Below are 24227 nucleotides of genomic sequence, written 5' to 3'. Positions count from 1 at the left end.
CGCGGAATCCAATTCACCGGCACCGGCAATGATGGAAGCAGCTGATGGTTAAGACATCGGGGGACACCCTGGCAGGACAGCAAGGGGCAGCTCACAAGGTGAGTTCCGTAAGGGCAGTGGGAACCCGTGCGGTTCTCGCCGAGCTCACGAGCACCCAGGACGTGCTCGCCCTGCAGGCACTGCTTCTGAAAAAGCCGCTGCCCGGTCAGCTGGACGTGCTGGCCGCGGCCGAGACGGTCCTGGTCAGGGCGGACTCGCCGGCCGCCGCGCGGCGCATCGCCGCGCTCCTGCTCCAGCTCGACCTCACCGCATCGGTACAGCGCGAGGGTGACCTGGTGGTCATCGACACCGTGTACGACGGCGCGGACCTCACCGAAGTGGCGAAGCTGACCGGCCTCGGACCCGACGGCGTGATCGCGGCGCATTCGGGCCAGATCTGGACCGTGGCCTTCGCCGGCTTCGCCCCCGGCTTCGGCTACATGGTGGGGGAGCACCAGGAACTGGAAGTCCCGCGGCGCAGCTCACCGCGTACCGCCGTCCCCGCGGGATCCGTGGCCCTGGCCGGCAACTACTCCGCGGTCTACCCGCGCAGTTCCCCCGGCGGCTGGCAGCTGATCGGGCACACCGGCGCCAGGATGTGGGGCCTGGACCGGGAGCAGCCCGCGCTGGCCAGTCCCGGCCACCGGGTGCAGTTCCGCGCCGTCAGGGAGTCTGTGGCGCTGGCGGCTGGACCGGCCGCTGCCGGCCCCGGGCCGCAGGACGTGCACTCAGGACTCCGGATCGTGTCGCCGGGACTCCACAGCCTGATCCAGGATCTTGGCCGGCACGGCCACTCCGCCCTGGGCGTCTCCGCCGCCGGCGCGCTGGACCGGGCCTCGCTGCGCCGCGCCAACCGCCTCGTCGGGAATGCGCCGTCGGCCGCCGCGGTCGAAACGGTCGCCGGCGGGCTTACCGTCCAGGCTGTCGGGGACCAGGTCCTCGCCGTAGCCGGGGCACCGTCGGACCTGACCATCGAATCGCCGTCGGGCGCCGCTTCCGGGCCGGTCCGGCGGACCGTCCCGATGGCCACGCCGTTCGCCCTGTTGGACGGCGAAACCCTGACCCTCGGCGCACCGGAGAGCGGTTTCCGCAGCTACCTCGCCGTCCGTGGCGGCGTGGACACCGCCCCCGTGCTCGGCAGCCGTTCCACGGACACGATGTCCGGGATCGGCCCGGCACCCTTGGCCGCAGGCCAGCTGTTCGCCGCCGGCGGGGAGTCCGAGTCCGGCGTCGTCGGAGATCCCGAACTCCAGCCTGACTTCCCGGGTACCGGGGTGACCGTGCTGGAGGTGGTCCCGGGACCGCGCGCCGACTGGTTCGACGCCGCCGCGCTGGCGTCCTTCTGCGGCCAGGATTGGGAAGTAAAACCGCAGTCCAACCGGGTGGGCATGCGCCTGGCCGGAACCCCGCTGCAGCGCAGCCGGCAGGGCGAACTGCCCAGCGAGGGCACGGTGGCCGGGGCCATCCAGATCCCGCCGGAGGGCCTGCCCGTGCTCTTCCTGGCGGACCACCCCGTCACCGGCGGCTACCCGGTAATCGCCGTCGTGGTCGACTCCCAGCTGGACGTCGCGGCCCAGATCCCGATCGGCGGCACCATCCGCTTCCGCTGGGCGGACGCCCGCAACACCGAACACGCCACCCCCGAAGAAGAAGTGAGTAACTGATGCGCAAGGTCCTGATCGCCAACCGCGGTGAAATCGCCGTCCGGATCGCCCGGGCCTGCGACGACGCGCAGCTGGCGTCCGTCGCCGTGTACGCGGATATTGACGCCGATGCCCTGCACGTCTGTGCCGCGGACGAGGCCTATGCCCTGGGCGGCAACTCGCCCGCGGACACGTACCTGAACATCCCCAAGCTCCTCGCCGCGGCGGCGGCGACCGGCGCCGACGCACTGCACCCCGGCTACGGCTTCCTGTCCGAGAACGCCGACTTCGCGCAGGCCGTCCTCGACGCCGGCCTGACCTGGATCGGCCCCACCCCGGACGCCATCCGGCTGCTCGGCAACAAGATCACCGCCCGCGAGACCGCCGTCCGCGCCGGTGCGCCGCTGGTCGCCGGCAGCGACGGCCCGGTGGAGTCCGCCGCCCAGGCCCGCGCTTTCGCCGAACAGCACGGCCTGCCGATCGCCATCAAGGCTGCCTTCGGCGGCGGCGGCCGCGGCATGAAGGTGGTCCGTGCCCTGGACGAGGTCGAGGAGGCCTTCGATTCCGCCGTCCGCGAGGCCGTCGCCGCCTTCGGCCGTGGGGAGTGCTTCGTGGAGCGCTACCTCGACCGTCCGCGCCACGTCGAGGCGCAAATCCTGGCCGACATCCACGGCAACGTCATCGTCGTCGGAACCCGCGACTGCTCGCTCCAGCGCCGGCACCAGAAGCTCCTCGAGGAGGCGCCCGCACCGTTCCTCAGCGAGGACCAGACGCAGCAGATCTACGACGCCGCCAAGGCCGTGTGCCGGGAAGCCGGCTACTCCGGCGCCGGGACAGTGGAATTCCTGGTCGCCGCCGACGGCACCGTGGCGTTCCTCGAGGTGAACACCCGCCTCCAGGTGGAGCACCCCATCACCGAGGAAACCACCGGGATCGACCTCGTGCAGGAGCAGTTCCGCATCGCCGCCGGGGAGCCGCTGCGCGTCACCGGGGACCCGGCACCGCGCGGGCACTCCTTCGAGTTCCGGCTCAACGCCGAGGACGTGGGCCGCGGTTTCCTGCCCTCACCCGGCACGATCGGCGAGTTCTCCGGCCCCACGGGTCCGGGGATCCGCCTCGATACCGGGGTCCGGTCGGGGTCCATCGTCGCACCGCAGTTCGACTCCCTGCTCGCGAAGCTGATCGTTACCGGCGCGGACCGCCAGCAGGCGCTGCGCCGTGCCCGCCGGGCCCTCGCCGAGATGCGCATCACCGGAGTGGCCACCGTGCTGCCCTTCCACCGGGCGGTCCTCGAATCCCCGGACTTCACCTCCGAGACCGGCCTGGGCATCCACACCCGCTGGATCGAAACGGACTTCGCAGACAGTACCGCCATCCCCGCGGACCCGGGCTACAGCACCACCGCGCCCGACGGCGAACGGCGCACCATCACCGTCGAGGTGGACGGCCGCCGGATGGCGGTGGGCCTGCCGGCTGACCTGCTGGACGGCTGGGCGCTGTCTGCCCGGACGCTGTCCGGCGGGCCGGTTCCGGCGGGAGTGTCCGTTCGTCCGGAGTCCGACGGCGCCGCCGCTCACCCGTCGGAGCTGCGCGCCGACATGGCCGGCACCGTGGTGAAGTGGCTCGTCGAACCGGGCGCCGAAGTTTCGGCGGGGGATCCCGTCGTCGTGCTGGAGGCGATGAAGATGGAAACCCAGGTCTCGGCCCACCGCGACGGGACCGTGACCGGCCTCCGCGCGGAAGCCGGCGGCGTCGTTAGTGCTGGAGCGGTGCTGGCCCTGATCGGGTAGGCGCGGATTGCTGGGTCTCCGACCGCTGGGTCGCGGCCCAGCTGGCCAGCATCCGCAGGGCGTCCCCGGTGGTCGAGCCGGGCTCGGCGGTATAAACGAGCAGCGACAGCCCGGCGTCGGCCGAAAGATTCAAGGCCTCGAACATGAGGTGCAGGTCGCCGGCCACGGGGTGCCGGAGGTGCTTGACCCCGGTGTAATGCTGGCGCACGTTGTGGGCCGCCCACCGCGTGCGGAACTCCTCGCTTCGAGTGGAGAGTTCCCCGACCAGGTCGGTCAGGCCGCGGTCGTACGGGTCCCGGCCGGCCTCGGTGCGGAGGATCGCCACAGTGTCGTTCGCGGCGCGGTCCCAGTCGGGGTAGAACGCGTGGGAACGGGTGTCGAAGAAGATAAACCGGGCGTGGTTCGCCGGACGGCCGGGGCTGGGATACATCTCGGAGTACAGCGCGTAGCCGAGCTGGTTGGCCGCGAGGATGTCCAGTCGCCCGTTGTGCACGAACGCCGGTGCGTTGGTAATCGCGTCGAGCGTGAGCTGCACGCTCGTACGGACAGGCTGGGTTGCGGCGCGGCGGCGCTGCGGCCTTCTGCTGGTGCTCGCTGCACGGGCGAGGTCGAACAGGTGCGCCTGCTCCGCCTCGTCCAGCTGCAGTGCCCTTGCCAGCGATTCCAGGACGCCCTCGGAGACTCCGGAGAGGTTTCCCCGTTCCAGCCGGGTGTAATACTCAACACTGACGCCGGCCAGCAGGGCAACCTCGCCGCGCCGCAGCCCGGGGACCCGGCGGTTGCCGCCGTAGACAGGCAGTCCTGCCTGCTCAGGGGTGATTTTCGCCCGCCGGGTGGCAAGGAAGTCCCGGGTCTCGCTGTGATTGTCCATGCCTTCAACGTTAGAGGGTGCGGCCCCGTATGGGAGGCCCTGCCGGAAGGGGTACTGGCAGTGACTCCCTCAGCGGCGGACGGATGGTGTTTGATGGAGAGTGCCCCCGATGACGTCCGGGCCGCAAGGCCGCACCTGACCGGTGCCGAACGCCGGGGCGACCTCCCCCTGAACCCCACACGCAGGAGATCCATGCTTACCGTTAATGCTTACGCCGCCACCTCCGCGACGGAACCCCTCATTCCGACGACCATCGAACGCCGCGACGTTGGCGCGCACGACGTCCTGATCGACATCAAGTTCGCCGGCATCTGCCACTCGGACATTCACACCGCCCGCGGCGACTGGGGACCGGCCAGCTACCCGCTGGTCCCGGGCCATGAAATCGCCGGCATCGTCAGCGAGGTCGGCTCGGCCGTCACCAAGCACGCCGTCGGCGACCGGGTCGGCGTCGGCTGCATGGTCAACTCCTGCCGCGAATGCGTCAACTGCCTCGCGGGCGAAGAGCAGTTCTGCGTCAAAGGCAATATCGGCACGTACGGCGTTGTGGACCATGACGGCACCCGCACCCAGGGCGGCTACTCCACGCATGTTGTGGTCACCGAGGACTTTGTGGTGCGGATCCCCGAGGGTCTGGAGCTCGACGTCGCGGCGCCGCTGCTCTGCGCGGGCATCACCACGTACTCGCCGCTGAACCACTGGGGCGCCGGCCCCGGCAAGAAGGTCGCGATTGTGGGCCTGGGCGGCCTGGGCCACGTCGGCGTGAAGATCGCGCACGCGATGGGCGCCGAGGTAACGGTCCTGTCGCAGTCGCTGAAGAAGCAGGAGGACGGGCTTCGCCTAGGCGCGGACCACTACTTCGCCACCAGCGATCCGTCCACCTTCGAGCAGCTCGCCGGCTCCTTCGACCTGATCCTGAACACGGTCAGCGCGAAGATCGACCTGGACGCCTACCTTTCCCTGCTGGCCGTCGACGGGGCCATGGTCAACGTCGGCGCTCCGGCGGAGCCGCTCTCCCTCAACGTCTTCTCGCTGATCGGCGGCCGCCGGTCCTTCGCCGGCTCGCTGATCGGGGGCATCCGGGAGACCCAGGAAATGCTGGACTTCTGCGCCGAGCACAAGCTGGGCGCGGAGATCGAGGTCATCCCGGCCGGGAAGATCAACGAGGCCTACGAGCGCGTGCTGGCCTCCGACGTGCGCTACCGCTTCGTGATTGACACGTCGACGCTGGTCTAGTCCAAGCCGCACCTCAGGCAGGACCCGGACCTCAGGCAGGACCCGACGCCGGGTCCTGCCTGAGGCGCACGCCCGGACTTACGCTCACCGGAAGCGGGGACTGCATCAGGGAGCGAGGGGGCCGCGCAGAACGCTGAGGGCGAGGTCGGTGTCACCTTCGATGGTCGCGCTTGCCGCGAGGTTTGACCGGCCCCAGAGGCCGAGGTACATTTCCTGCACGGGGGCGGTAATTGATGCCGCGGCGGTCCCTTGGCCGAGCGTCCAGCTGCCGGCACCGGCCACGTGGAAGGTCACGGCCGCTTCGGGGTGCGGCATCCGCTCCAGCCGCAGCTGCCGCGGGGTGAACATGGTGAGGACCTCGTCGATTCCGTCGATCATGAAGTCCTTGCCGGGAATCTGGGGGACCAGGTCCGAGGCTTGGCAGGCGTCGACGAGGTGGATGGCGTGTTCGTGTGCCTGGCGCCGTAGCCAGAATCCGGCCGTGCGCGGTGGCGGGCCAAAGTTCCAGCACCGTGCCTCGGGATCGATCGCCGCCATTGACCCGAGGAAGGTCTCTGCGCCAGCGAGGAACCATGCCGCTGCGCCCGTGGCCGGCGGCGTCGGTTCCCCGACGAACTTTCCCTCCCGGACCACGTCAACTGCCCAGCGTTCGATTGAACCGAGATGCCCGAACACCTCATCGAGTGTCCAGCCCGCGCAGGCCGGAACAGGACGGGCCAGTATTTCGTCCGGCTGGCGCGCAAGGACACCGAGAAGGTCCAGGCTGCCGGCCAGCTCGGCAAGGTAACGGTCGGGTGACATGGGTCGAGCATATCGGGGCGCAGGGAAGCCGGCTCCTGGCGGCAGGGTGGTCCAAAAGGCCCGGTCGTAAATCAGCGTGACGGCCTAGACTGTGGCTCGGGTGACGTTTCCGCCGCCGGCAACGTCATCGCGAACCTGTCGGCGCCGCTTAGCGAGGAAAGAAAATGCCAAATACCGGTTCATTCGTGATTGTGGTTGGCTTCGACGGTTCCGAGTCTGCCCAGAATGCGCTGAGCTGGGCCCGGGACGAGGCTCAACAGCGCAACGGGGAGATTCGCCTCGTGACAGCCTGGAGCAAACCGCCGATGTCGTGGTTTCCGGCGGTGTTGGAAACGGCCGCCGGTGAAATCGTGGCCGAGGATTCGCCCCAACAGATTGCCGAGAGGCTGCAGGCTGAAGCCCTGAAGATTGCTTCGAGTGGGGGCGCGGCCGCCACCGGGCAGGTCGTCCACAGCGATTCACCGGCGTCAGCCATCATCGACGCCGCCAGGGACGCAGATCTCGTGGTTGTCGGCTCCCGCGGGCATGGCGGATTTCGCGGCCTGCGCTTGGGTTCGGTCTCGCACCAGGTCATCAGCCACGCTCAGTGCCCGGTCCTCGTAGTCCGGTCCAGGGCTTCCTGACGCGCCGGCTGTAGGAGGAGACACGAGGGGGACAGCGCCGGACGAAACTTCACCGCGATGGTCTGGGCGCGGCGGATCGCTGGGTCGTATGCTGTTCCCATCGGTTTAGCAGGGAGCCGGCGTGTCCGAACATTGAGCGTGGACCATGACCGAGGGAAGTACAGCGGGCGGCGGGCCGAAACTCCCCGCCGTCGTCGTCGGTGAAATGCGTTTCGACAGCCGGGACATCGGCGCCTACTTCGGTGATGCCATGGCCGAATTCGTGGAAGACATCGGAGGCACCGGCCGCGGGATCAGTTGGTCGATCACCGTCATCCGGTCCGGGGAGGCTGCTACGCTGACGGCCGGCAGCGCGGCGTCTGCCGCCGTGGACGCGGTGGAGGCCTCATTCGACGACGGTCCGGCCCGCGCCGCGGTTCGTTCGGGAGAATTTGTCCTCGTCGCGGACACCAGAATGGAGCGCCGCTGGCCCGGGTACGCCAGCGCCGCTGCTGCCCTGGGAACCCGGTCAGTGTTGTCCCTTCCCCTGGTCCCCGCGGACGTATTCCGCGCCGTGATCAACTTGTATGCGCCGTGGCCGCATGTTTTCACCAGCGCGGACATCACCGCAGCAGCCAGATTTGTGCGTCACACGTCCCGGAACCTTCACCTGGCACAACAACTTGCGCTCGGCATGAAAAACGGCGCGGACCTGTCCTCGGCACAGCTGTCCCGTGCCCTGGCCGGGTTGGCATTGCGGACCCTGATACGTGAGTACGGATTCAGTAGCGAGGCGGCTCTTGAGTACCTTCGCAGCGTCGCCGGAAACTTTTCGCCGGAATTCCTGGAGGTCAACCTGCGCGTCCTCATCACCGATTCCGATGCGGATCGATCCATGAAGGCCCGGAGCAACCCCGGCGTCGGGGCGGCGCGCTCCGCAGCAGCTCCGCTCGTTGGCATGACGGACCACAGGACGGAGAGTCCCGCCGGAGCGTAGTAAACAGCAACGCGGGGTCACTTAAAGCCCATCCCGGCCCCTGGGACCGGCGCTAAGTGACCCCGCGTTGCTGTGCTCCGGCCGCTGGGCAGATCGGCCCTATCGCCTCCCTTGGGCCCGGAGCTCCCGGTCTGTCAGCTCCTGGTCTGTCAGCGCCTGGAGCACTGCGGGCAGCAATACCCCGTTCCGTCCCCAAACGGGGTCGAAAATCTCCACGTACCAGGAGTCTGCGAGGACCAGGGCCAGCGTTTCGTTGGCTTCGTCGGCCCAGTCGCGGAGCTGGTCATCGCCGACCGGTCCTTCGCTGCTGCCCAGCACCGTCACCACTTCACCGTCCAGGACGGTCACGGGAATGGCTGACTCGCTGGCTTCGCCGGGGGCGTGGGCTACTGTCACCAGATCGGTGCGGGCGGACAACTCCAGCAGAGCTGCCGCCGACTCAGCGCTGCAGAACCCCGTCACGTAGGCCCGCTGGGCATGTCCCCCGGCGGGCACGCCCGGCTGGGATTCTTTGGTGAAAAGTCCGTTGCGGTTCAGCCCGGCGAGATCAGCTGCGATGGCCTTGGTTTCGTCGTCGGGGCCGGGAGTGAACGTTCCCGGCTGGTACTCGCTGCGGCCCTCGAGCCAGCGCGCGGTCAGCTCGCCGGCCGCCGGAATCGTGCCCGCCTGCCGCCAGATCTCCCGGTCTGCCAGGAGCCGCCCGAAGCTGTCCCGCTCCGTCGTGTATCTGTCATCTGCCATGTCTGCACGCTACGCCCCTAACTCCGCGGATGGCTTGGCGTTGTACACAGCCCTTAACAATTGCTCAGCCGCCCGCGGGCCGCCCACCAGGGCCCAACCGGCTAGAGTTCAAGCTGGAGTCCAGGTGGACGGCATTTTCAGCACCGGCGGGAACCCGTAGCGAACAATCAGGGGGCAATCAGTGCGGCAAGGATCCAGGCCCACCATCCGCGACGTCGCGGAGGCGGCCGGCGTGTCCCTGACCACTGTCTCCTATGTGCTCTCCGGCCGGCTCGGCGGCACCACCCGCATCAGCCAGCCCACCCAGGACCGGGTCCACGCCGCCGTGCGCGAACTCGGCTACGTCGCCAACCGGTCGGCCCGGGGGATGCGGCGCGGCCGGACAGACCTCGTGGCCGTGGCCATCGCGGACCTCGAACAGCCCTGGGACCGGGCCCTGGCCACTGCCGTCGCCGGGATCCTGCCTCGGCACGCCTACCAGCCGGTCATCCTGCTCGGCGACAGCTGGCGCCAGTTCATGTTCTCCGGCGGGGCCGACGGCGTCATCCTCGGTTCCGTGCCGGCTGACCGGAACCCCCGCGACCTTGAGGCGATGGCGGAGCTCGACGCCCGCGGCGTGGCCCAGCTGGTCGTCTCGGACACGCTGGAGCCTGACGGGTTCGAGGTTCTGTCGCCGGGAACGTGGGGACCTGAAGACCTCGCGGAGCAGGCCGTTTCGCTGCTGCTCGCCCGGCTGCGCGGCTAGAACCGGGCCCTAGGCGTCCTTCAGCGGGCGCCGCGCCAGCCACGCGGCGACGGCCGCGCCGGAAACGTTGTGCCACACCGAGAACACGGCGGATGGCAGGGCTGCCAGCGGGGTGAAGTGCGCGGTCGCCAGGGTCGCGGCCAGCCCCGAGTTCTGCATGCCCACCTCGAAAGCCAAGGCGCGTCGTGCCTTGTCGTCCAGGCGTCCCAGCCTGCCGGCGAGGTACCCCAGGCCCAGGCCGAAGCCGTTATGCAGCACCACGGCGAGGAACACGATTCCGCCTGCGGCAACAATCTTATTGGCGCTTCCGGCCACAACAATCGCCACGATCAGCGAAATCACGACGGCGGACGCCCACGGCAGGGCCGGCAGCGCCTTGGCGATGAGCTTCTTGAGGAACAGCCGGGCCAGCAGTCCTGCGATGACGGGAAGGAGGACGGTCTTCACGATGTCCAGGACCATGCCGCCGGCGTCGATCTGCAGGTAGGAACCGGCCAGGATGAGCACGAGCAACGGCGTCACGATCGGCGCGATCAGGGTGGATACGGAGGCTACGGCCACCGACAGGGCAACATCGCCCTTGGCGAGAAACGCCATCACGTTGGAGGCGGTCCCGGACGGAGCGCAACCCACCAGAATCAGTCCCACGGCCAGCTCTGGCTCGAGGTTCAAGGCCCGGGCGATCAGCCAGCCGGCCCCCGGCATGATGACGTAGTGGGCCACGATGCCCAGCACGACGGCCCAGGGGCGTTTGGCTACGGACGCGAAATCAGCCGGAGTCAGGGTCAGGCCCATGCAGAACATGATGATGCCCAGCAGGTAGGGCACGCTGGGGCTAAGGGGCTTGAAGGCACCAGGCAGCAGGAAACCCAGGACGCCGGCCGCCACCACCAGCAGGGGGAAGACGGTCACCGCGATCCGGGCGATCTTGGCCTCGGCGGCGAGAGCGGGATTGACCGGGACGGGACTGGACGCCACATCAGTGTCAGCGCCGGCCACGGGGACTTTCTGCGGGGATGTGGTTGCCTCAAGCATCCATGTATGGTGCCACTGGTTCCCGCGCCGGAGCGAGTTCATGACCAATCACTGGAGGAATATGTCAGATGTGTGGCATGGAGTACTGCCGGCCCGGGAAACTAGGGTGCCGGAGCCAAGGGCTAGGCTCTCAATCATGACGCAGACGTGGGAGCACGGCGGGGAGGGAGTCCTGGAACTTCCTTCGGGCAGGCTCGTCCGGGGTCGGGGCTTATGGTCGCCGTTTCCCGCAGGTCCTAAGCCGGACTTTGGCGTGTATCTGCTGAGCAAGCCGCCGATTCCGCCCGGCTGGGACGCCCGTTGGGTCCGCTGGCACGATTTCCGGCTGCCGGATGACAGCGCCGATGCCTTGGATGCCTTCAAGGAAGCCTGGCGCCGCGTAGAAACGGAGCGGGTGGAGCTCGCCTGCTGGGCCGGTCGCGGCAGAACGGGCACTGCCCTGGCCTGCATCGCCGTCCTCGACGGTGTCCCGCCCGCCGAGGCCGTGGCCTTCGTGCGGCGGAACTACCGGCGCAGCGCGGTGGAAACGCCGTGGCAGCGGCGGTACGTGGCGCAGTTCCGCGGGTCAGGTTCCTGAGGCGCGAGGCGCGCTACCCCTGGGTGAGCCGGTACCGCTCGATCTGCTTGAGCCGCCGCAGCAGGCTGTCCCGCCGCGGGTGCGGGACGGCGTCGGCGGTCTCGGCGGTGAGGTCGATGTGCCTGGTGCCGAACTGCCAGAGCAGCAAGTCATCGAGCAGCCGGTCCGGGCCGGGGGAGTAGCGGTGATCCAGGGCCTTGCGGACCTCGGTAATCCGATTGGCGCTGAGCAGCCCGGCGAGCTGGACTGTCTGGTTGAGGCCGTGGGCGGCCATGAGTTCGGCGGCCCAGCCCCAGTCGTCGTCGACCTTGCGGTCCACGTGCGGCAGCAGGGTCCGCCAGACGTCCCGGATCCGGTTCGGGGTCAGTTGCATGGCGCCCTCCCCGTCCATGTCCCAGTAGCTGCGGACTTCCTCGTAGCGGTCGTGCAGGTCAGAGAAGGCGCCCTCTACGGTTTCCAGCATCGCGGCCGTCGCAGTGAACTGGCGGTCGAAGTGCGGTGTCCAGGCCCGGGGGTCCTCGGCTTTGAAGCGGATGTCGTGCTCGATCTCGCTCCAGGCGTGCGCGAACACCGTGCGGATCTGGCATTCGAAGAAATAGCTGCCGTTCGGCTGGACCTCCGGGTTGAAGGCCTGCTGGTACTCCTTAGCGGCCTCATTCTGGAGGGTCCGCAGGATCAGGTGCCGGCTGGAGTAACCGTAGGTCCCGGACTCGATCGAGCCGATGTCCTTCTCGCGGTCCCCGCGGCAGTCGAAGAGCTGGCGCTGGCGCTTGATCAGGTTGGCCACCACCGCGTTTTCGGCCGGCAGCTTGGTAATGACGCGGATGCCCACCATGTCATTGAGGGTCCGGAAAGGATCCGGAAACTTCAGCACCGGCGGGCCGCCGGGTTCCAGCGGCTCCTCCGTCCGGGAGATCTTCTCGCGGAACGACTCGACAGTCTTGGTGCGGCCGGTGACGAACAGCGGTGTGACCTCGGTGCCCTTGAGCATGCTCCGCAGGGTGAGCAGGACCTCGCGGGTGACCAGCTTCAGGGCAGGACGGACCCGCTCGTAGAGTTCCACGTTCTCCTGCACCGATTCGCGCAGGCTCGGCTCAAGCCGATCCCAGTTGCTCGCCATGCGTCCAGCTTACGGCCGGGGTACGACGGCGGTTGCCTGACACCCCCGCGGGCGGTGTCGCGCGGGCATCGCGGCCAGCGGGCGTCCGCCGACGGGCCCCCGCGGGCCTTCGCCGTGCCGGGCGGCGCGCAGGGTAGGCTCTGCACATGGCTGATGTGCGGCGTCGGGCTTTGCTTGCGGCCGCAGCGGCGGTGACATTGGGGCAATCTCCGCCGCCTGTTCACCGGGCCCCAAGGAGGACAGCGTGAAGCGGCTTAAGTACAGTTACGGCGATGACCCGAGCCAGTGGGGTGAGCTTTTTCTGCCGGAAACTGCCGCGCCCAAAGGTGTGGTGGTGGTCATCCATGGCGGCTACTGGCGTTCCCAATACGGCGCGGAGCTTGGTGAGCCGCTGGCCAAGGACCTTGCAGCGCATGGCATGGTGGCCTGGAACCTGGAGTACCGCCGCGCAGGCAACGGCGGTGGCTGGCCGCACACCTTTTCCGATGTGCTGGCAGGGATCGACAAGGTGCGCGACGTCGCCGTCGAGCACGGCTTCGGGCTGGACAGGGTTGTCGCCCTGGGCCATTCCGCCGGGGGGCACCTGGCGGTCTGGGCGGCCGGCCGGGACCGGCTCGGACAGATCGGCGCACCGGACGCGGACCGCCAGCTGCTGCGCAGGGACGACGGCGCCGTGCGGCTCACTGGCGTGGTCAGCCAGTCGGGAGTGCTCAACCTCGCCGCCGCCGAGCGGCTGAACCTCAGTAATGGGGCGGTCAGCAACCTGCTGGGCGGTTCCTCGGAAAAATACCCCAAGCGGCATAAATACGCGGACCCCATGAGCGCAGTTCCCCTGGCTGTCCCCGTTTATGCGGTCCACGGAACCGAAGACGACACCGTCCCGATGAGCCAATCCGAGACGTACGCGGGTGCAGCCAAAGCAGCGGGGGCGCCAGTTCAGCTTCTGAAGGTCCCGGGTGACCACTTCGCGCTGATCGACCCGAAGGCCGCGGCCTACCGCAAATGCCGCGAGCTGGTCCAGGGGCTGCTCACCTGAGCCGTCGCCGTGACTGCCTCCATCGGGTGATAGCGTGACGCGTATGCACGTTGAAGTTCCCGCTATCCTGCGCGCCCCGGCAGCGGGCTTCACAAAGTTCGTCAGAGCGTTCGCACCCCGCCACCCGGCGCAGGTCATTGTGCTCGGCTTCGCGGGCGCGGTCGCGGCGGGAACCGGGATGCTCCTGCTTCCCGTGGCCAAGGCCGGCGAGGGCGGCGCCACATTCCTGGAGGCACTTTTCACTGCCACCTCTTCGGTGTGCGTAACAGGCCTCATCACCGTTGATACACCGGTCTTCTGGAGCGGCTTCGGCCAGGTGGTCATCCTGGTGCTGATCCAGATCGGCGGCTTCGGCGTGATGTCCTTCGGTACCCTCCTCGGGGTGCTGACCGCGCGCCGGCTTGGCCTGAAGTCCAGGCTCTCGGCAGCCGCCGAAACCAAAAGTAGCGGCTTCGGCGACGTCCGCCGGGTGCTGCTCGGGGTGCTCCTGATCAGCCTGGCCGTGGAGGCGGGCCTGGCCCTGATCCTGGCGGCCCGATTCATGGCCGGCTACGGCTACCCGCCCGGCGAAGCCCTGTGGCACGGTCTATTCCACTCGGTTTCCTCTTTCAACAACGCCGGATTCGCCCTGTACTCCGACAACCTGATGGGTTTCGCCGGCGACGCGTGGCTGTGCCTGCCGATCGCCGGCGCCGTGATCATCGGCGGGCTCGGGTTCCCGGTCCTCTTCGAACTGGGCCGCCAGTACCGGCGCCCCATCCACTGGAGCATGAACACCAAACTTGTCCTGGTGGGCTCAGCAGTCCTGCTGGCGGGCGGCACCGTCTTCCTCACCGCCGTCGAATGGTCCAACCCCGCTACGCTCGGCGGCCTTCCCCCTGCGGAGCGCGTGCTGGCAGGCTTTTTCCAGTCCGTCATCACCAGGACCGCGGGCTTTAACAGCATCGACATCGGGCAGATGCACCCCGTCTCCTGGCTGGGGATGGACATCCTGATGTTCATCGGCGGCGGCCCGGCCGGTACCGCCGGCGGCCTGAAGATCACCACCTTTGCCGTCCTGTTCTTCATCATCTCCACCGAACTGCAGGGCGGCACGGCCGTCAACATCTTCGGGAAGCGGCTGTCCCGGGCGGTGCACCGCCAGGCGATCACCGTGGTCCTGCTGGCGATCGCCCTCGTCACAGGGGCGACCATGTTCCTGATGGTGATTACGGACTTCGGGCAGGAGAGGATCCTGTTCGAGGTGATCTCTGCGTTTGCCACCGTTGGACTGTCCACCGGGATCACGGCCGGGATTCCGCCCGCCGGCCAACTTGTGCTGATTCTGCTGATGTTCGTCGGAAGGCTGGGTCCGGTCACACTGGGCGCCGCCCTGGCCCTGCGGGAACGCCCCGCGCTCTACGAGTACCCCAAAGAAAGGCCGCTCATTGGCTAGGAACATCTTCTCCGCACGCAGCGCCGGAACGATCGCCAAGGCATCTTCCGTGGTGGTCATCGGCCTTGGCCGTTTTGGCGGTTCCCTCGCCCTGGAGCTGGAGGCGCAGGGCACCGAGGTGCTGGGCATCGACGCCAACGAGGAGATTGTGCAGTCCTTCAACGGCCGATTGACCCATGTGGTCAGGGCCGATTCCACCAAGGAGGAAGTGCTCCGCCAGCTCTCGGTCCATGAATTTGACCGGGCGGTGGTGGGGATCGGCTCGGACATCGAGGCGAGCATCCTCACGACGTCGAGGATCCTGACGTTCCGCCATCCGCAGATCTGGGCCAAGGCCATCAGCGAACCCCACGCCGAAATCCTCGGCCAGCTCGGCGTCGAACACGTCATCCGGCCGGAACACGACATGGGAAAGCGCGTCGCCCACCTGGTCCTCGGCTCGATCCTCGACTACGTCGAGTTCGAGGACGACTTCGTGATGATCAGGACCAGCCCGCCCGCGAGCGTCCGCGACCGGCCGCTAGGCGTGCTCGGACTCCGGGAGAAGTACGGCGTCACGATCGTGGCAGTCAAGCGCCCCGGCGGGACCTGGGGTCACACCACTGCCCAAACCACCCTCTACGACGACGACCAGATCATCGTCCAAGGCAGCAAAGCAAAAGCTGAACAATTCAGCATCATGCCCTGACCCGGTAGAGTGGGCTCTGGTGCGCCGGGAAGTCTGGTCGGCATAGTTCCGTCGACCCAATTTTAGGACTGCCGCATGAGCACCCCCCCTTCCACACCGCCTCCCGCCCCGCCGCGCCTCAGCGTGTTCGGCCGCGGCAGCTACGCGGAATCCCTCCGGATCGGCGAAATCCTCCGCAAGGAAACAGTCGGCGGCGCCCTGCTGGTATCGGCCGCTGTGATCGCCCTCATCTGGGCCAACTCGCCGATCTCGGCCAGCTACTTCGCCCTCCGCGACTTCACGGTCGGCTACGGGCCCTGGCACCTCGAATTGAGCCTCGGGGCCTGGGCCGCCGACGGGCTCCTGGCCATCTTCTTCTTCCTGGTCGGACTCGAGCTCAAACGGGAATTCGTGGCGGGGGATCTGCGGCAGCTGAACAAGTCAATCGTTCCCGTCACTGCCGCGGTCGGCGGAGTGGTGGTCCCGGCGCTCATCTACGCCGCGGTCAATATCGCCAGTCCGGAGACCCTCCGCGGCTGGGCCATCCCCACGGCCACCGACATCGCCTTCGCCGTCGCCGTGCTCGCCATCATCGGCTCGCACCTGCCCAGCGCCCTGCGCATCTTCCTGCTGACGCTCGCCGTCGTCGATGATCTGCTCGCCATCAGCATCATCGCCGTCTTCTACACGAGTGATCTGCAACCGACGCCTCTGCTGCTGGCGCTGATCCCGCTCGCGGTGTACACGTTCCTGGCCCAGAAGTACCGGCGCTTCTTCGGGACCAAGCCCGCTGCGGCGTGGCTGATCCTGCTGCCCCTGGGTGCGGTCACGTGGGCGCTGGTTCATGCCTCGGGCATCCACGCCACCGTGGCCGGCGTCCTGCTCGGATTCGCCGTTCCGGTGATCCGGTCCCAGGCCAGCGGCGGACCTGATGCCGGACCCGGGCTGGCGGAGGTCTTCGAGCACCGGTTCCGGCCCATCTCGGCCGGAGTGGCCGTTCCGGTCTTCGCCTTCTTCTCCGCCGGCGTCGCGGTGGGCGGCTGGGACGGGCTCCGCTCGGCGCTGGCGGACCCCGTGGCCATCGGCATCATCCTTGCCCTCGTTCTGGGCAAACCAGCCGGCATTCTCGGCACCACGTGGCTGCTGACGAAGGCCACCAAGGCCCGGTTGGATGACTCGTTCACCTGGGTCGACATCTTCGGAGTGGCGCTCCTGGCCGGGATCGGCTTCACCGTGTCCCTCCTGGTCGCCGAACTGAGCTTCGGCCAGGGCAGCCTCCACGACGACCATGCCAAGGTGGGAATCCTCGCGGCCTCCCTGCTCGCGGCGCTGCTGGCGTCCGCTGTGCTGATGACCCGGAACCGGCAGTACCGGAAGGCCGAGGAAGCAGAGAAGATCGACTCGGACCACGACGGCATCCCTGACGTCTACCAGCAGGGGACCTGAGAGGGCCCCGCGCAAGGCCCCGGCACCTCCTCATACCCCAGGGGGTATCATTGGGGGACTACGCCGGCCGGATCACCCGGCATCGCCCGAAAGGACAACCATGAAGAGCATTTCCGTCAAGGAACTGGCAGCGCTGGGACAGGACGCCGCCATTGTCGATGTCCGCGAGGATGACGAATTCGCCGAGGTCCGGGTGCCCGGCACGCAGAGCATTCCGCTGTCCCGCTTCGTGCAGTCCCTGGCCGAAGTTCCCGCCGGCGGCACCGTCTATGTGATGTGTGCAGCCGGCGCCCGCAGCGCCCAGGCCACCGCCTACCTCGCGGACCAGGGGTACGACGCCGTCAACGTCACCGGCGGCATCAACGAGTGGCAGCTCGACGGACTCCCGGTCGACCGCGGCTGAGTGGGCCGCTGAACTGACCCCCCAGCCGCCGTCGGCTGAGGGGGCAGGCAGGGGGCAGGCAGGAGTGAATCATGGAAGTGATTGTCATCGAAACCCCGCAGCTGGGGGACCGCAGCTACCTCGTTCATGACGGAGCGGTGGCGCTTGTCATCGACCCGCAGCGGGACACGGACCGCGTCGAAGCGGCCGCCCGCGACGCGGGCGTGACCATCACGCATGTGGCCGAAACCCACATCCACAATGACTACGTCAGCGGCGGCCTGGAACTGGCAAAGGCGCACGGCGCGAGCTACCTCGTCAACGCCGCGGACCCGGTCACCTTCGAGCGCACCCCCATCACCGACGGCCAGAGGGTCCGGGTCGGCTCCTTGACCGTGAGGGCTGTCGCCACCCCGGGCCACACGCACACGCACCTGTCGTTCATCGTGGACGACGGCGGGCAGCAGGCCGTCTTCTCCGGCGGCAGCCTGCTCTATGGCTCGGTGGGCCGCACCGACCTCGTCGCGGCCGCCGATACTATCGGCCTGACCCATGACCAGTACGCCTCGGTGCGGCGCCTCGTCAGGGAGGCCGCGCAGGACGCGGCGCTTTTCCCCACCCACGGCTTCGGTTCCTTTTGCTCCTCGGGCCCGGCCAGCGGTGCGGGGTCCTCCACCATCGGCGAGCAGCTCACCGCCAACCACGCCATCACGGACCCGGACGAGGAGCACTTCGTCCAGGAACTCATCGCCAACCTCACGGCCTACCCTTCCTACTACGCCCATATGGGGGTCGGGAACCTCCAGGGCCCCGGCCCGGCCCGACTGGCCGTCCCTGAATCGCTGGACGCCGCCGAGCTCACCCGGCGCCTCACGGCCGGCGAATGGGTCGTGGACCTCCGGCACCGCGTGGCGTTTGCCAGCAGCCACTTGAACGGCAGCGTGAGCTTCGAGTACGGCAACAGCTTCAGCACCTACCTGGGCTGGGTGTTGCCGTGGGCGGAGCCGCTGACCCTGGTCGGCTCCCGCCAGGACGTGGAGAACGCCATCCGTGACCTCTCCCGGATCGGCGTCGACTCCCCGGATGCCGCCGTCGGAACCGACCCCCGCCAGCTGGCACCCGGGGCCGCCGCCGCGGCCTATCCCCGGGTGGGCTGGGACGGATTGCTTGCGGGGCGGGCCCCCGCGGACACCGTCCTGGACGTCCGCCGTGCCGATGAATTCGCCGTGTCGCGGGTGGCCGGGGCCGTGAACATCCCCCTGCACGAGCTGCTGCGGCGCCTCGACGAGGTTCCGGCAGGGAAGCTCTGGGTGCACTGTCACTCCGGGTACCGGGCGGGCATCGGCACCAGCCTGCTGCAGCGCGCCGGCAGGGACGTGGCCCACGTGGACGCGAGGTTCGACGAGGCGGAGGCGGCCGGGGTCCGCATCGACACGGCCCGGGCGCCCTCGGGCTGAACGAAACATCCCGGCCCGAAACGCCGGAGCGCGGTGCCGTGTTCTCTGGCAGAGTATGAGCATGCTCACAGTAATCGGCGAGGGCCTTGTTGACGTGGTCCAGCGCTCCTCAGGTATCCAGGCCCACGTGGGCGGAAGCCCCCTCAATGTCGCGGTGGGCCTGGCCAGGCTGGACCATCCGGTGCAGTTCATCGGCCGCTACGGGCGCGACGCCTACGGCGACGCGCTGGCTGCCCACCTGAAATCCAGTTCCGTGCTGCTCCCGCTGGCGCCGGATGAGCTGCCCACGTCCGTCGCCACTGCCCTGATCGACGACGACGGCGCCGCCAGTTACACCTTCGACCTCGCGTGGGAGCTGCCCGGTCTCATGGACCGGCTGCCGTTCATGCTGCAGGGGACCACCCTGCTGCACACCGGCTCGATCGCCACCATGCTGGCGCCGGGCGCCGCCGAGGTGCAGGCCGCCGTCGAACATGCCCATCCCTCGGCCACGATCGGCTTCGACCCCAACTGCCGGCCCAGCATCATCACCGACGTCGACTATGCGCGCCGGCAGGTGGAAAAGTTCGTCACGCTCGCGGACGTGGTCAAGGCCTCCGATGAGGACCTGGAGTGGCTGTATCCCGGCGAGGATCCGCTGGATTCCGCCCGGCGCTGGCTCTCCGTGGGCGGCTCCGAGGGCCCTGCCATGGTGGTGGTGACCCGCGGCGCCGAAGGGCCGTGGGGTGTCAATGCCGCCGGGGAGGCGCACTTCAAGGCACCCTCGGTCACCGTCGCGGACACGGTCGGGGCCGGGGATTCATTCATGGCGGCGCTGCTCTCCGGGGTGGTGGACCTTGGCTTGTCCGGGGCGCAGAACCGCAAGCGCCTCCGTGAACTTTCCGCCGGGACGCTCCGCGATCTCCTGGCCCACGCCGCCTTTGCGGCAGCCGTCACCGTGTCCCGGGCCGGCGCCAACCCGCCCACCAGGGTGGAACTGAACCGGACGGAGCAAGGGGCCCGGGCCGCTGACCGCACGAGTAACTTGTAACTGAAAGGCAGTCATGGCACACCCCGGTATTCCAAGCTTCCACGTCAGCAGTGAGTCATTCCAGGACGGCCAGACGCTGCCGCCGGCACAGTGCGGAGCCGCAACCGGGCCCGGCGCAGCGGACGAATCGCCGCACCTGAGCTGGCGCGGCGCCCCGGCCGGAACCCGAAGCTACGCCGTCACTGTGTTCGACCCCGATGCGCCCGGGCACGGCGGATTCTGGCACTGGGCCGTGCTGGATATCCCGGCCGACACGGCGTCCCTGCCGGCCGGAGCCGGGTCCCGGCATGGCGGCGGCCTACCCCGAGGAGCGTTCCAGCTCAGGAACGACGGCGGGTCGGCCGGGTACCTCGGCGCGGCGCCGCCCAAGGGCCACGGGCCACACCGCTACATCGTCACCGTGATGGCGCTGGACGTAGCGCGGTCCGGGCTGGACGCCGCCGCGTCCCCGGCCAAGCTCGACTCGAGGCTCGGCGCCCACATCCTGGCCCGGGCGAGCCTGACCGGTATCTTCGAGCGACACTAGGTCCCCCCGGCCGGGCCCACCAACGCGCGGGCGCGGCCAACGTAGACTGGCTGCATGCGGCTGGTAGCAAGTGACATTGACGGAACGATCCTCGGCCACGACGGCAAAATCAGCGGCCGGACCGTGCGTGCGTTCCACGCCTGCCGAGACGCCGGCGTCGAACTGGTGTTCGTCACGGGACGCCCGCCGCGCTGGCTGCACCCCCTCCAGGACCAGCTGGGCCACAACGGAACGGTCATCTGCTCCAACGGCGCCGTGGTCTGGGATCTTGAGGCGGACCGCATGGTCTCGGCCCGGGCCCTCCAGCTCGACGCCGTGTTCGAGGCCCGCCGCATCATCCAGCGCCTGCGCCCCGAGGCCCTGTTCGCCGCCGAAACCCTCACCGGCTTCCACGTGGAACCAGGGTTCATCGAGAACGGTTCCAGCGCGCTGCTCGCAGAATTCACCCCCGCGCCCCTGGAGAGCACCCTCACGGCGGCGGACTCCGTGGTCAAGTTCCTCGCCATCGTCCGTGAGGGCACCGCCGACGAGTTCCTGGCCGAGGTGACGCCCGCCGTCGCCCATCTGGCCGCAGCCACCCACTCGGCGCCCAACATCGCGCTCCTGGAACTGTCGTTGCCTGGCGTGAACAAGGCCGTCACCCTCGCCGAATACGCCGCCTCCCTGGGGATCGATTCGGGCGACGTGGTGGCGTTCGGGGACATGCCCAACGACATTGAGATGCTGCGCTGGGCCGGAGACGGCTACGCAATGGCCAGCGGACACCCGGAGGCAATCCGCGCCGCCGGCCAGCAGGCCCCGCACTTCGACGACGACGGCGTGGCCCAGGTCCTCGAGGCCAGGCTCGCCGCTCTGGGCCTCCGGCTTCCGTGACCGGCGCTTCCGTGACCGGCGGTTGCTGACGCCCGGCTCCGGTCACCGGACTCCCAGCTGGTGGTCAACTGGCGTTCATCTTTGCCCCCTACGGTGAAATCTCACGACGGATTTGATTGATGGTGGGAAATCATGGGCAAGTACCGCACACACAACCTGGATGAACAGCCGCTGCGCCGGGTGGACCCGGACGAACGCTGGAAGAGCCTGCGCGAGGGCGACCGCGTGCACGTTCGCCTCGCCGCCGGCTACGAGACCGGCGGCCTCGTGGACGCCGTGACGGCCGACCGGACCGCCGTGTGGGTTGACCTCGACGGCGGACGCGGCCGGACACTGCTGCACTGCAGCGACGGCGTCGAAATCCTCCCGCCCGCCTCCTGATCCGGGCCCGCCGCATCCCGTCTGAACCGTCCGTGCCGCCACTTCGGTGCTCAGGTACGCTTCAGGTGTGACCACCCCGCACCCCTTCTTTGCCCCCGGCGGCGTGCCCGGCACGCCCGTCGCCATGGCCCATCGCGGATTCTCCCGGGACGGCCTGGAAAACTCCATGGCCGCGTTCCGCGCCGCCGTCGAGCTCGGGTTCCGGCACCTCGAGACGGATGTCCACACCACCGCCGACGGTGTCCTGCTGCTGTTCCACGATGAAACCCTGGACCGGGTGACCGGCGGCAGCGGGCGGATCTCCGAGCTTTCCGCCGAGACGGTGGGCCGTGCCAGGATCGGCGGGTCCGAACCCATCCCGCTCTTCGATGAACTCGTCACCGCCTTTCCGGACGTCCGGCTCAACGTGGACGTCAAAGACTGGAACTCGGTGAACGCCCTGGCCGCCGCGATCGAACGCCACGGGCTGCACGACAGGGTGCTGGTCGCCAGCTTCTCGGACCGCCGGCGCCGTGCGGTGCTGAAGCAGCTGAGCCGTCCCGCCGCGGGTTCCGCCGGCCTGGTCTCCAACGCCCTGTTCGTCCTGCTGGGCCCGGTGCTGCCGGGGTCCCTCCTGGGCCTGGTCACCGGCCGGGCCCTTCGCGGCGTTCAGGCCCTTCAGGTCCCCGTTAGTTACGGTGCGCTCACCGTGGTGACGCCGGGCTTGATCCGCCGCGCCCACCGGCAGGGACTGCAGGTGCACGTCTGGACCGTCAACGAGGCAGCTGAAATGCGCCGGCTCCTGGACCTCGGCGTCGACGGAATCGTGACGGACCGCGCGGACCTGCTCAAGGAAGTCCTGCAGGAACGCGGCGACTGGCGCTAGCAGGGGGCCGCCGTCCGTCCCGGCTGGCAGGATAGAGCCATGCGTATCCTCATCGCCCCGGACAAGTTCAAGGGCTCCCTCACAGCCGCCGAAGCCGCCGCCGCCATCGCCGAAGGCGCCCTGCGCGTCTATCCCGACGCCGAGGCGCTCCAGTTTCCGGTGGCCGACGGCGGCGAGGGCACCCTGGCGGCTGCCGTCGCCGCCGGCTACGAGGAGCGGCTCAACGCCGTCGTCGGCCCGATCCTGGCTCCGGTCGGTGCCGCGTGGGCACTCCGGAAGGACGCCTTCGGCGGCGGCACCGCCGTGATCGAAACCGCGCAGGCCTCCGGCCTGGCGCACATGGAGCCCGCCCCGGCGAACGCCCTGCGCGCCCACAGCTACGGCTGCGGCCAGCTCATCGCTGCCGCGCTGGACGCCGGCGCCACCGAGATCGTGCTGGGCCTGGGCGGCTCGGCCATGAGCGACGGCGGAAGCGGCGCCCTCCGCGCGCTCGGCCTCAAACCGCTGGACGCCGCCGGAAACGTGGTGCCCCTGGGCGGCGGCTCGCTGGCGGATGTGGTGACCGTGGACGCGAGTGGCCTGGATCCCCGGCTCAGCTCCGTGAGGTTCCGTCTCGCCGTGGACGTCCGGAACCCGCTGTTCGGAAACGACGGGGCAGCCCATGTTTTCGGCCCGCAAAAGGGTGCCGACGGGGACGCCGTGGAACTGTTGGACGCCGGGCTGAGGAACTGGGCCTCGGTGCTGCGCGAGGTGACCGGCCGGGACGTCAACGTCCCCGGGGCCGGAGCGGCCGGCGGCTTCCCGGCGTCGTTCCTGGCCTTCGGCAACGCCGTGCTGGAAGGCGGCTTCGAGCTGGTCGCCGGGCTCACCGGTCTGGCCGGAAAACTCGCCGGGGCGGACCTCGTGATCACCGGCGAGGGGTCGATGGATTCCCAGTCGCTCACGGGCAAGGCGCCGATTGCGCTGGCCGACGCCGCGCAGAGGCTCGGGATTCCCGTGATCGTGGTCGCCGGACGGATCCTGGTCACGCCGGAGGACCTCGCCCGGCACGGCGTGGTGGCCGCCGCGCAGCTCCTGGACCTCGCCGGAAGCCCGGCCGACGCCATTTCGAACGCCGCGAAGTACCTCACCTGGGCCACCAGCCAAGTACTCGAAGGCGCCTGAGGCCCCAGGTGCCGGCCTCGTAGTGCGGATCCGCGGCCGTGGAGCTTCACAGGACGCAGCCGCTTCGCCGGACCTGCCGCGGGCGGCGACCGTGACCCAGGAGCCTACGGTTCCTCCCTGCAGTGTGCTGCGTTGCCGGCGTGCAATTTTTCGAGGGTCATTCCCCGGGTAGGTTTCCCCTTCTGGCACGCTGGCGGAGCCTCGTCGGCACATAGACCAGCAGGATGAGCAGCGTCGCCAGCAACACAGCGCCAGCGGTCAACCCCGCCGTTCGTCCCGCCGTGACATCGAAGACGAGTGCGGAGGTGCCGACGCTGAGGAGCCCGATGCCCGCCAGGGCCGCCTTGGCAAGCCTGTCGGCGCTGGACACCAGGGCGGCCCTGAGGTGCTGGCGGAACAGGCGGCGGTGCACGCTCACCGGCAGCAGGATCAGCGCCGTCGTGAGCGCTGCCAGCGTCACGTTGGCCAGGTAGAGGGTGATCTGGAAATCGTCCAGTGTCCCGAACCGGGCCTGGAACGGCAGGGTGAGGAGGAAGCCCGCCATGATTTGCACGCCGGTCTGCAGCACCCTGAGTTCCTGCAGGAGCTCCATCCAGTTTCGATCCAGTTTTTCGGCGGCAGACTCGTGCCTTCCGTCACGGGCGGAATCGTCGGTACTGGACACTGGCGCACCTCCGGATGACTGAGGATCGGACTGCTGGTGGCTGCTAGCACTCAACCTATGCTTGAGGCTTGCTAAATTCAAACAGGTACTAAGCCTGCTGACCT

At 68.9% G+C, this 24227-nt stretch carries 25 protein-coding genes; 19 read left to right on the top strand and 6 right to left on the bottom strand.

Translation table 11 applies throughout. The features are described 5' to 3' along the window. The first annotated feature begins 44 nt into the window (after positions 1 to 44). Entirely contained in the window at positions 45 to 1703 is a 1659-nt protein-coding gene (locus tag BJG92_RS02955; protein ID WP_232082527.1) for a 5-oxoprolinase/urea amidolyase family protein, read from the top strand. Next, complete coding sequence (locus BJG92_RS02950; protein ID WP_232082526.1) at positions 1703 to 3472, top strand: biotin carboxylase N-terminal domain-containing protein; 1770 nt, start codon at positions 1703 to 1705, stop codon at positions 3470 to 3472. The genes BJG92_RS02955 and BJG92_RS02950 overlap by 1 nt, the downstream gene beginning before the upstream one ends. Here the strand turns inward: BJG92_RS02950 and BJG92_RS02945 are convergent. After that, positions 3438 to 4343, bottom strand: coding sequence for a helix-turn-helix transcriptional regulator (locus BJG92_RS02945; RefSeq protein ID WP_232082525.1), 906 nt, complete (start codon positions 4341 to 4343; stop codon positions 3438 to 3440). The two genes, BJG92_RS02950 and BJG92_RS02945, sit on opposite strands and share 35 nt — an antisense overlap. Before the next feature lie 192 nt (positions 4344 to 4535). Between BJG92_RS02945 and BJG92_RS02940 the strand changes: the two genes are divergently transcribed. Next, the gene (locus BJG92_RS02940) at positions 4536 to 5579 is read left to right on the top strand and encodes an NAD(P)-dependent alcohol dehydrogenase (RefSeq protein ID WP_232082524.1); all 1044 of its coding nucleotides are present in this window, start codon (positions 4536 to 4538) and stop codon (positions 5577 to 5579) included. Positions 5580 to 5684: 105 nt separating this feature from the next. Here the strand turns inward: BJG92_RS02940 and BJG92_RS02935 are convergent, their stop codons facing one another. Continuing rightward, on the bottom strand, positions 5685 to 6380 hold the full coding sequence (locus BJG92_RS02935; protein ID WP_232082523.1) for a maleylpyruvate isomerase family mycothiol-dependent enzyme: 696 nt from the start codon (positions 6378 to 6380) through the stop codon (positions 5685 to 5687). A 164-nt stretch (positions 6381 to 6544) separates the two neighbouring features. On the opposite strand from BJG92_RS02935, the gene BJG92_RS02930 reads away from it, so the two are divergent. Both BJG92_RS02930 and BJG92_RS02925 read left to right on the top strand, forming a co-directional pair. Further along, a complete protein-coding gene (locus tag BJG92_RS02930; protein WP_232082522.1) occupies positions 6545 to 7003 on the top strand; it encodes a universal stress protein in 459 nt (152 codons plus the stop codon). Positions 7004 to 7148: 145 nt separating this feature from the next. Continuing rightward, positions 7149 to 7979 carry a GAF domain-containing protein gene (locus tag BJG92_RS02925; protein WP_232082521.1) on the top strand — a complete coding sequence of 277 codons (831 nt, stop codon included), beginning with the start codon at positions 7149 to 7151 and terminating at the stop codon, positions 7977 to 7979. 99 nt (positions 7980 to 8078) lie between these two features. Here BJG92_RS02925 and BJG92_RS02920 read toward each other — a convergent pair whose 3' ends face one another. Next, positions 8079 to 8720: a hypothetical protein gene (locus tag BJG92_RS02920; protein ID WP_232082520.1), complete on the bottom strand. Its 642-nt coding sequence runs from the start codon at positions 8718 to 8720 to the stop codon at positions 8079 to 8081. Positions 8721 to 8901: 181 nt separating this feature from the next. Between BJG92_RS02920 and BJG92_RS02915 the strand changes: the two genes are divergently transcribed. After that, positions 8902 to 9465: a LacI family DNA-binding transcriptional regulator gene (locus BJG92_RS02915; protein ID WP_232082519.1), complete on the top strand. Its 564-nt coding sequence runs from the start codon at positions 8902 to 8904 to the stop codon at positions 9463 to 9465. A gap of 9 nt (positions 9466 to 9474) precedes the next feature. Here BJG92_RS02915 and BJG92_RS02910 read toward each other — a convergent pair whose 3' ends face one another. Beyond that, entirely contained in the window at positions 9475 to 10500 is a 1026-nt protein-coding gene (locus tag BJG92_RS02910; protein WP_232082518.1) for a bile acid:sodium symporter family protein, read from the bottom strand. A 136-nt stretch (positions 10501 to 10636) separates the two neighbouring features. Here BJG92_RS02910 and BJG92_RS02905 point away from each other — a divergent pair, with 136 nt between their 5' ends. Beyond that, positions 10637 to 11077 (top strand): protein-tyrosine phosphatase family protein, encoded by a 441-nt coding sequence (locus tag BJG92_RS02905; RefSeq protein WP_232082517.1) that lies wholly within the window; start codon positions 10637 to 10639, stop codon positions 11075 to 11077. 13 nt (positions 11078 to 11090) lie between these two features. On the opposite strand, the gene BJG92_RS02900 is transcribed toward BJG92_RS02905, so the two are convergent. Beyond that, positions 11091 to 12197 carry a GTP pyrophosphokinase family protein gene (locus BJG92_RS02900; RefSeq protein ID WP_232082516.1) on the bottom strand — a complete coding sequence of 369 codons (1107 nt, stop codon included), beginning with the start codon at positions 12195 to 12197 and terminating at the stop codon, positions 11091 to 11093. A 244-nt stretch (positions 12198 to 12441) separates the two neighbouring features. Here BJG92_RS02900 and BJG92_RS02895 point away from each other — a divergent pair, with 244 nt between their 5' ends. The 12 genes from BJG92_RS02895 to BJG92_RS02840 all read left to right on the top strand — a co-directional run bounded on the left by BJG92_RS02895 (position 12442) and on the right by BJG92_RS02840 (position 23459). Then, entirely contained in the window at positions 12442 to 13233 is a 792-nt protein-coding gene (locus tag BJG92_RS02895) for an alpha/beta hydrolase (protein ID WP_232082515.1), read from the top strand. Between the two features lie 43 nt (positions 13234 to 13276). Then, the gene (locus BJG92_RS02890) at positions 13277 to 14668 is read left to right on the top strand and encodes a TrkH family potassium uptake protein (protein ID WP_232082514.1); all 1392 of its coding nucleotides are present in this window, start codon (positions 13277 to 13279) and stop codon (positions 14666 to 14668) included. After that, a complete protein-coding gene (locus tag BJG92_RS02885; protein ID WP_232082513.1) occupies positions 14661 to 15356 on the top strand; it encodes a TrkA family potassium uptake protein in 696 nt (231 codons plus the stop codon). Before BJG92_RS02890 ends, BJG92_RS02885 begins: the two co-directional genes overlap by 8 nt. 75 nt (positions 15357 to 15431) lie before the next feature. Beyond that, positions 15432 to 16781: a Na+/H+ antiporter NhaA gene (nhaA, locus tag BJG92_RS02880; protein WP_232082512.1), complete on the top strand. Its 1350-nt coding sequence runs from the start codon at positions 15432 to 15434 to the stop codon at positions 16779 to 16781. A gap of 100 nt (positions 16782 to 16881) precedes the next feature. Then, complete coding sequence (locus BJG92_RS02875) at positions 16882 to 17184, top strand: rhodanese-like domain-containing protein (RefSeq protein ID WP_232082511.1); 303 nt, start codon at positions 16882 to 16884, stop codon at positions 17182 to 17184. A gap of 71 nt (positions 17185 to 17255) precedes the next feature. Then, positions 17256 to 18620: a rhodanese-like domain-containing protein gene (locus tag BJG92_RS02870; protein ID WP_232082510.1), complete on the top strand. Its 1365-nt coding sequence runs from the start codon at positions 17256 to 17258 to the stop codon at positions 18618 to 18620. Positions 18621 to 18681: 61 nt separating this feature from the next. Next, positions 18682 to 19650 carry a carbohydrate kinase gene (locus BJG92_RS02865; protein WP_232082509.1) on the top strand — a complete coding sequence of 323 codons (969 nt, stop codon included), beginning with the start codon at positions 18682 to 18684 and terminating at the stop codon, positions 19648 to 19650. A 13-nt stretch (positions 19651 to 19663) separates the two neighbouring features. Continuing rightward, on the top strand, positions 19664 to 20176 hold the full coding sequence (locus BJG92_RS02860; RefSeq protein WP_232082508.1) for a YbhB/YbcL family Raf kinase inhibitor-like protein: 513 nt from the start codon (positions 19664 to 19666) through the stop codon (positions 20174 to 20176). 54 nt (positions 20177 to 20230) lie between these two features. Further along, positions 20231 to 21049, top strand: a complete 819-nt coding sequence (locus BJG92_RS02855; protein ID WP_232082507.1) for an HAD family hydrolase — start codon at positions 20231 to 20233, stop codon at positions 21047 to 21049. Positions 21050 to 21181: 132 nt separating this feature from the next. Further along, on the top strand, positions 21182 to 21430 hold the full coding sequence (locus BJG92_RS02850; protein ID WP_232082506.1) for a hypothetical protein: 249 nt from the start codon (positions 21182 to 21184) through the stop codon (positions 21428 to 21430). 67 nt (positions 21431 to 21497) lie between these two features. Next, positions 21498 to 22295, top strand: coding sequence for a glycerophosphodiester phosphodiesterase (locus BJG92_RS02845; protein ID WP_374199753.1), 798 nt, complete (start codon positions 21498 to 21500; stop codon positions 22293 to 22295). Positions 22296 to 22334: 39 nt separating this feature from the next. After that, positions 22335 to 23459, top strand: a complete 1125-nt coding sequence (locus BJG92_RS02840; RefSeq protein WP_232082505.1) for a glycerate kinase — start codon at positions 22335 to 22337, stop codon at positions 23457 to 23459. Between the two features lie 157 nt (positions 23460 to 23616). Here BJG92_RS02840 and BJG92_RS02835 read toward each other — a convergent pair whose 3' ends face one another. Continuing rightward, positions 23617 to 24123, bottom strand: a complete 507-nt coding sequence (locus tag BJG92_RS02835; RefSeq protein ID WP_232082504.1) for a DUF6328 family protein — start codon at positions 24121 to 24123, stop codon at positions 23617 to 23619. Positions 24124 to 24227: the final 104 nt, after the last annotated feature.

Source organism: Arthrobacter sp. SO5 (genome assembly GCF_020532805.1).
Taxonomy (GTDB): Bacteria; Actinomycetota; Actinomycetes; order Actinomycetales; family Micrococcaceae; genus Arthrobacter.
The sequence above is the reverse complement of the archived record's forward strand: the minus strand, read 5'-3'. Positions and strand labels throughout refer to the sequence as shown.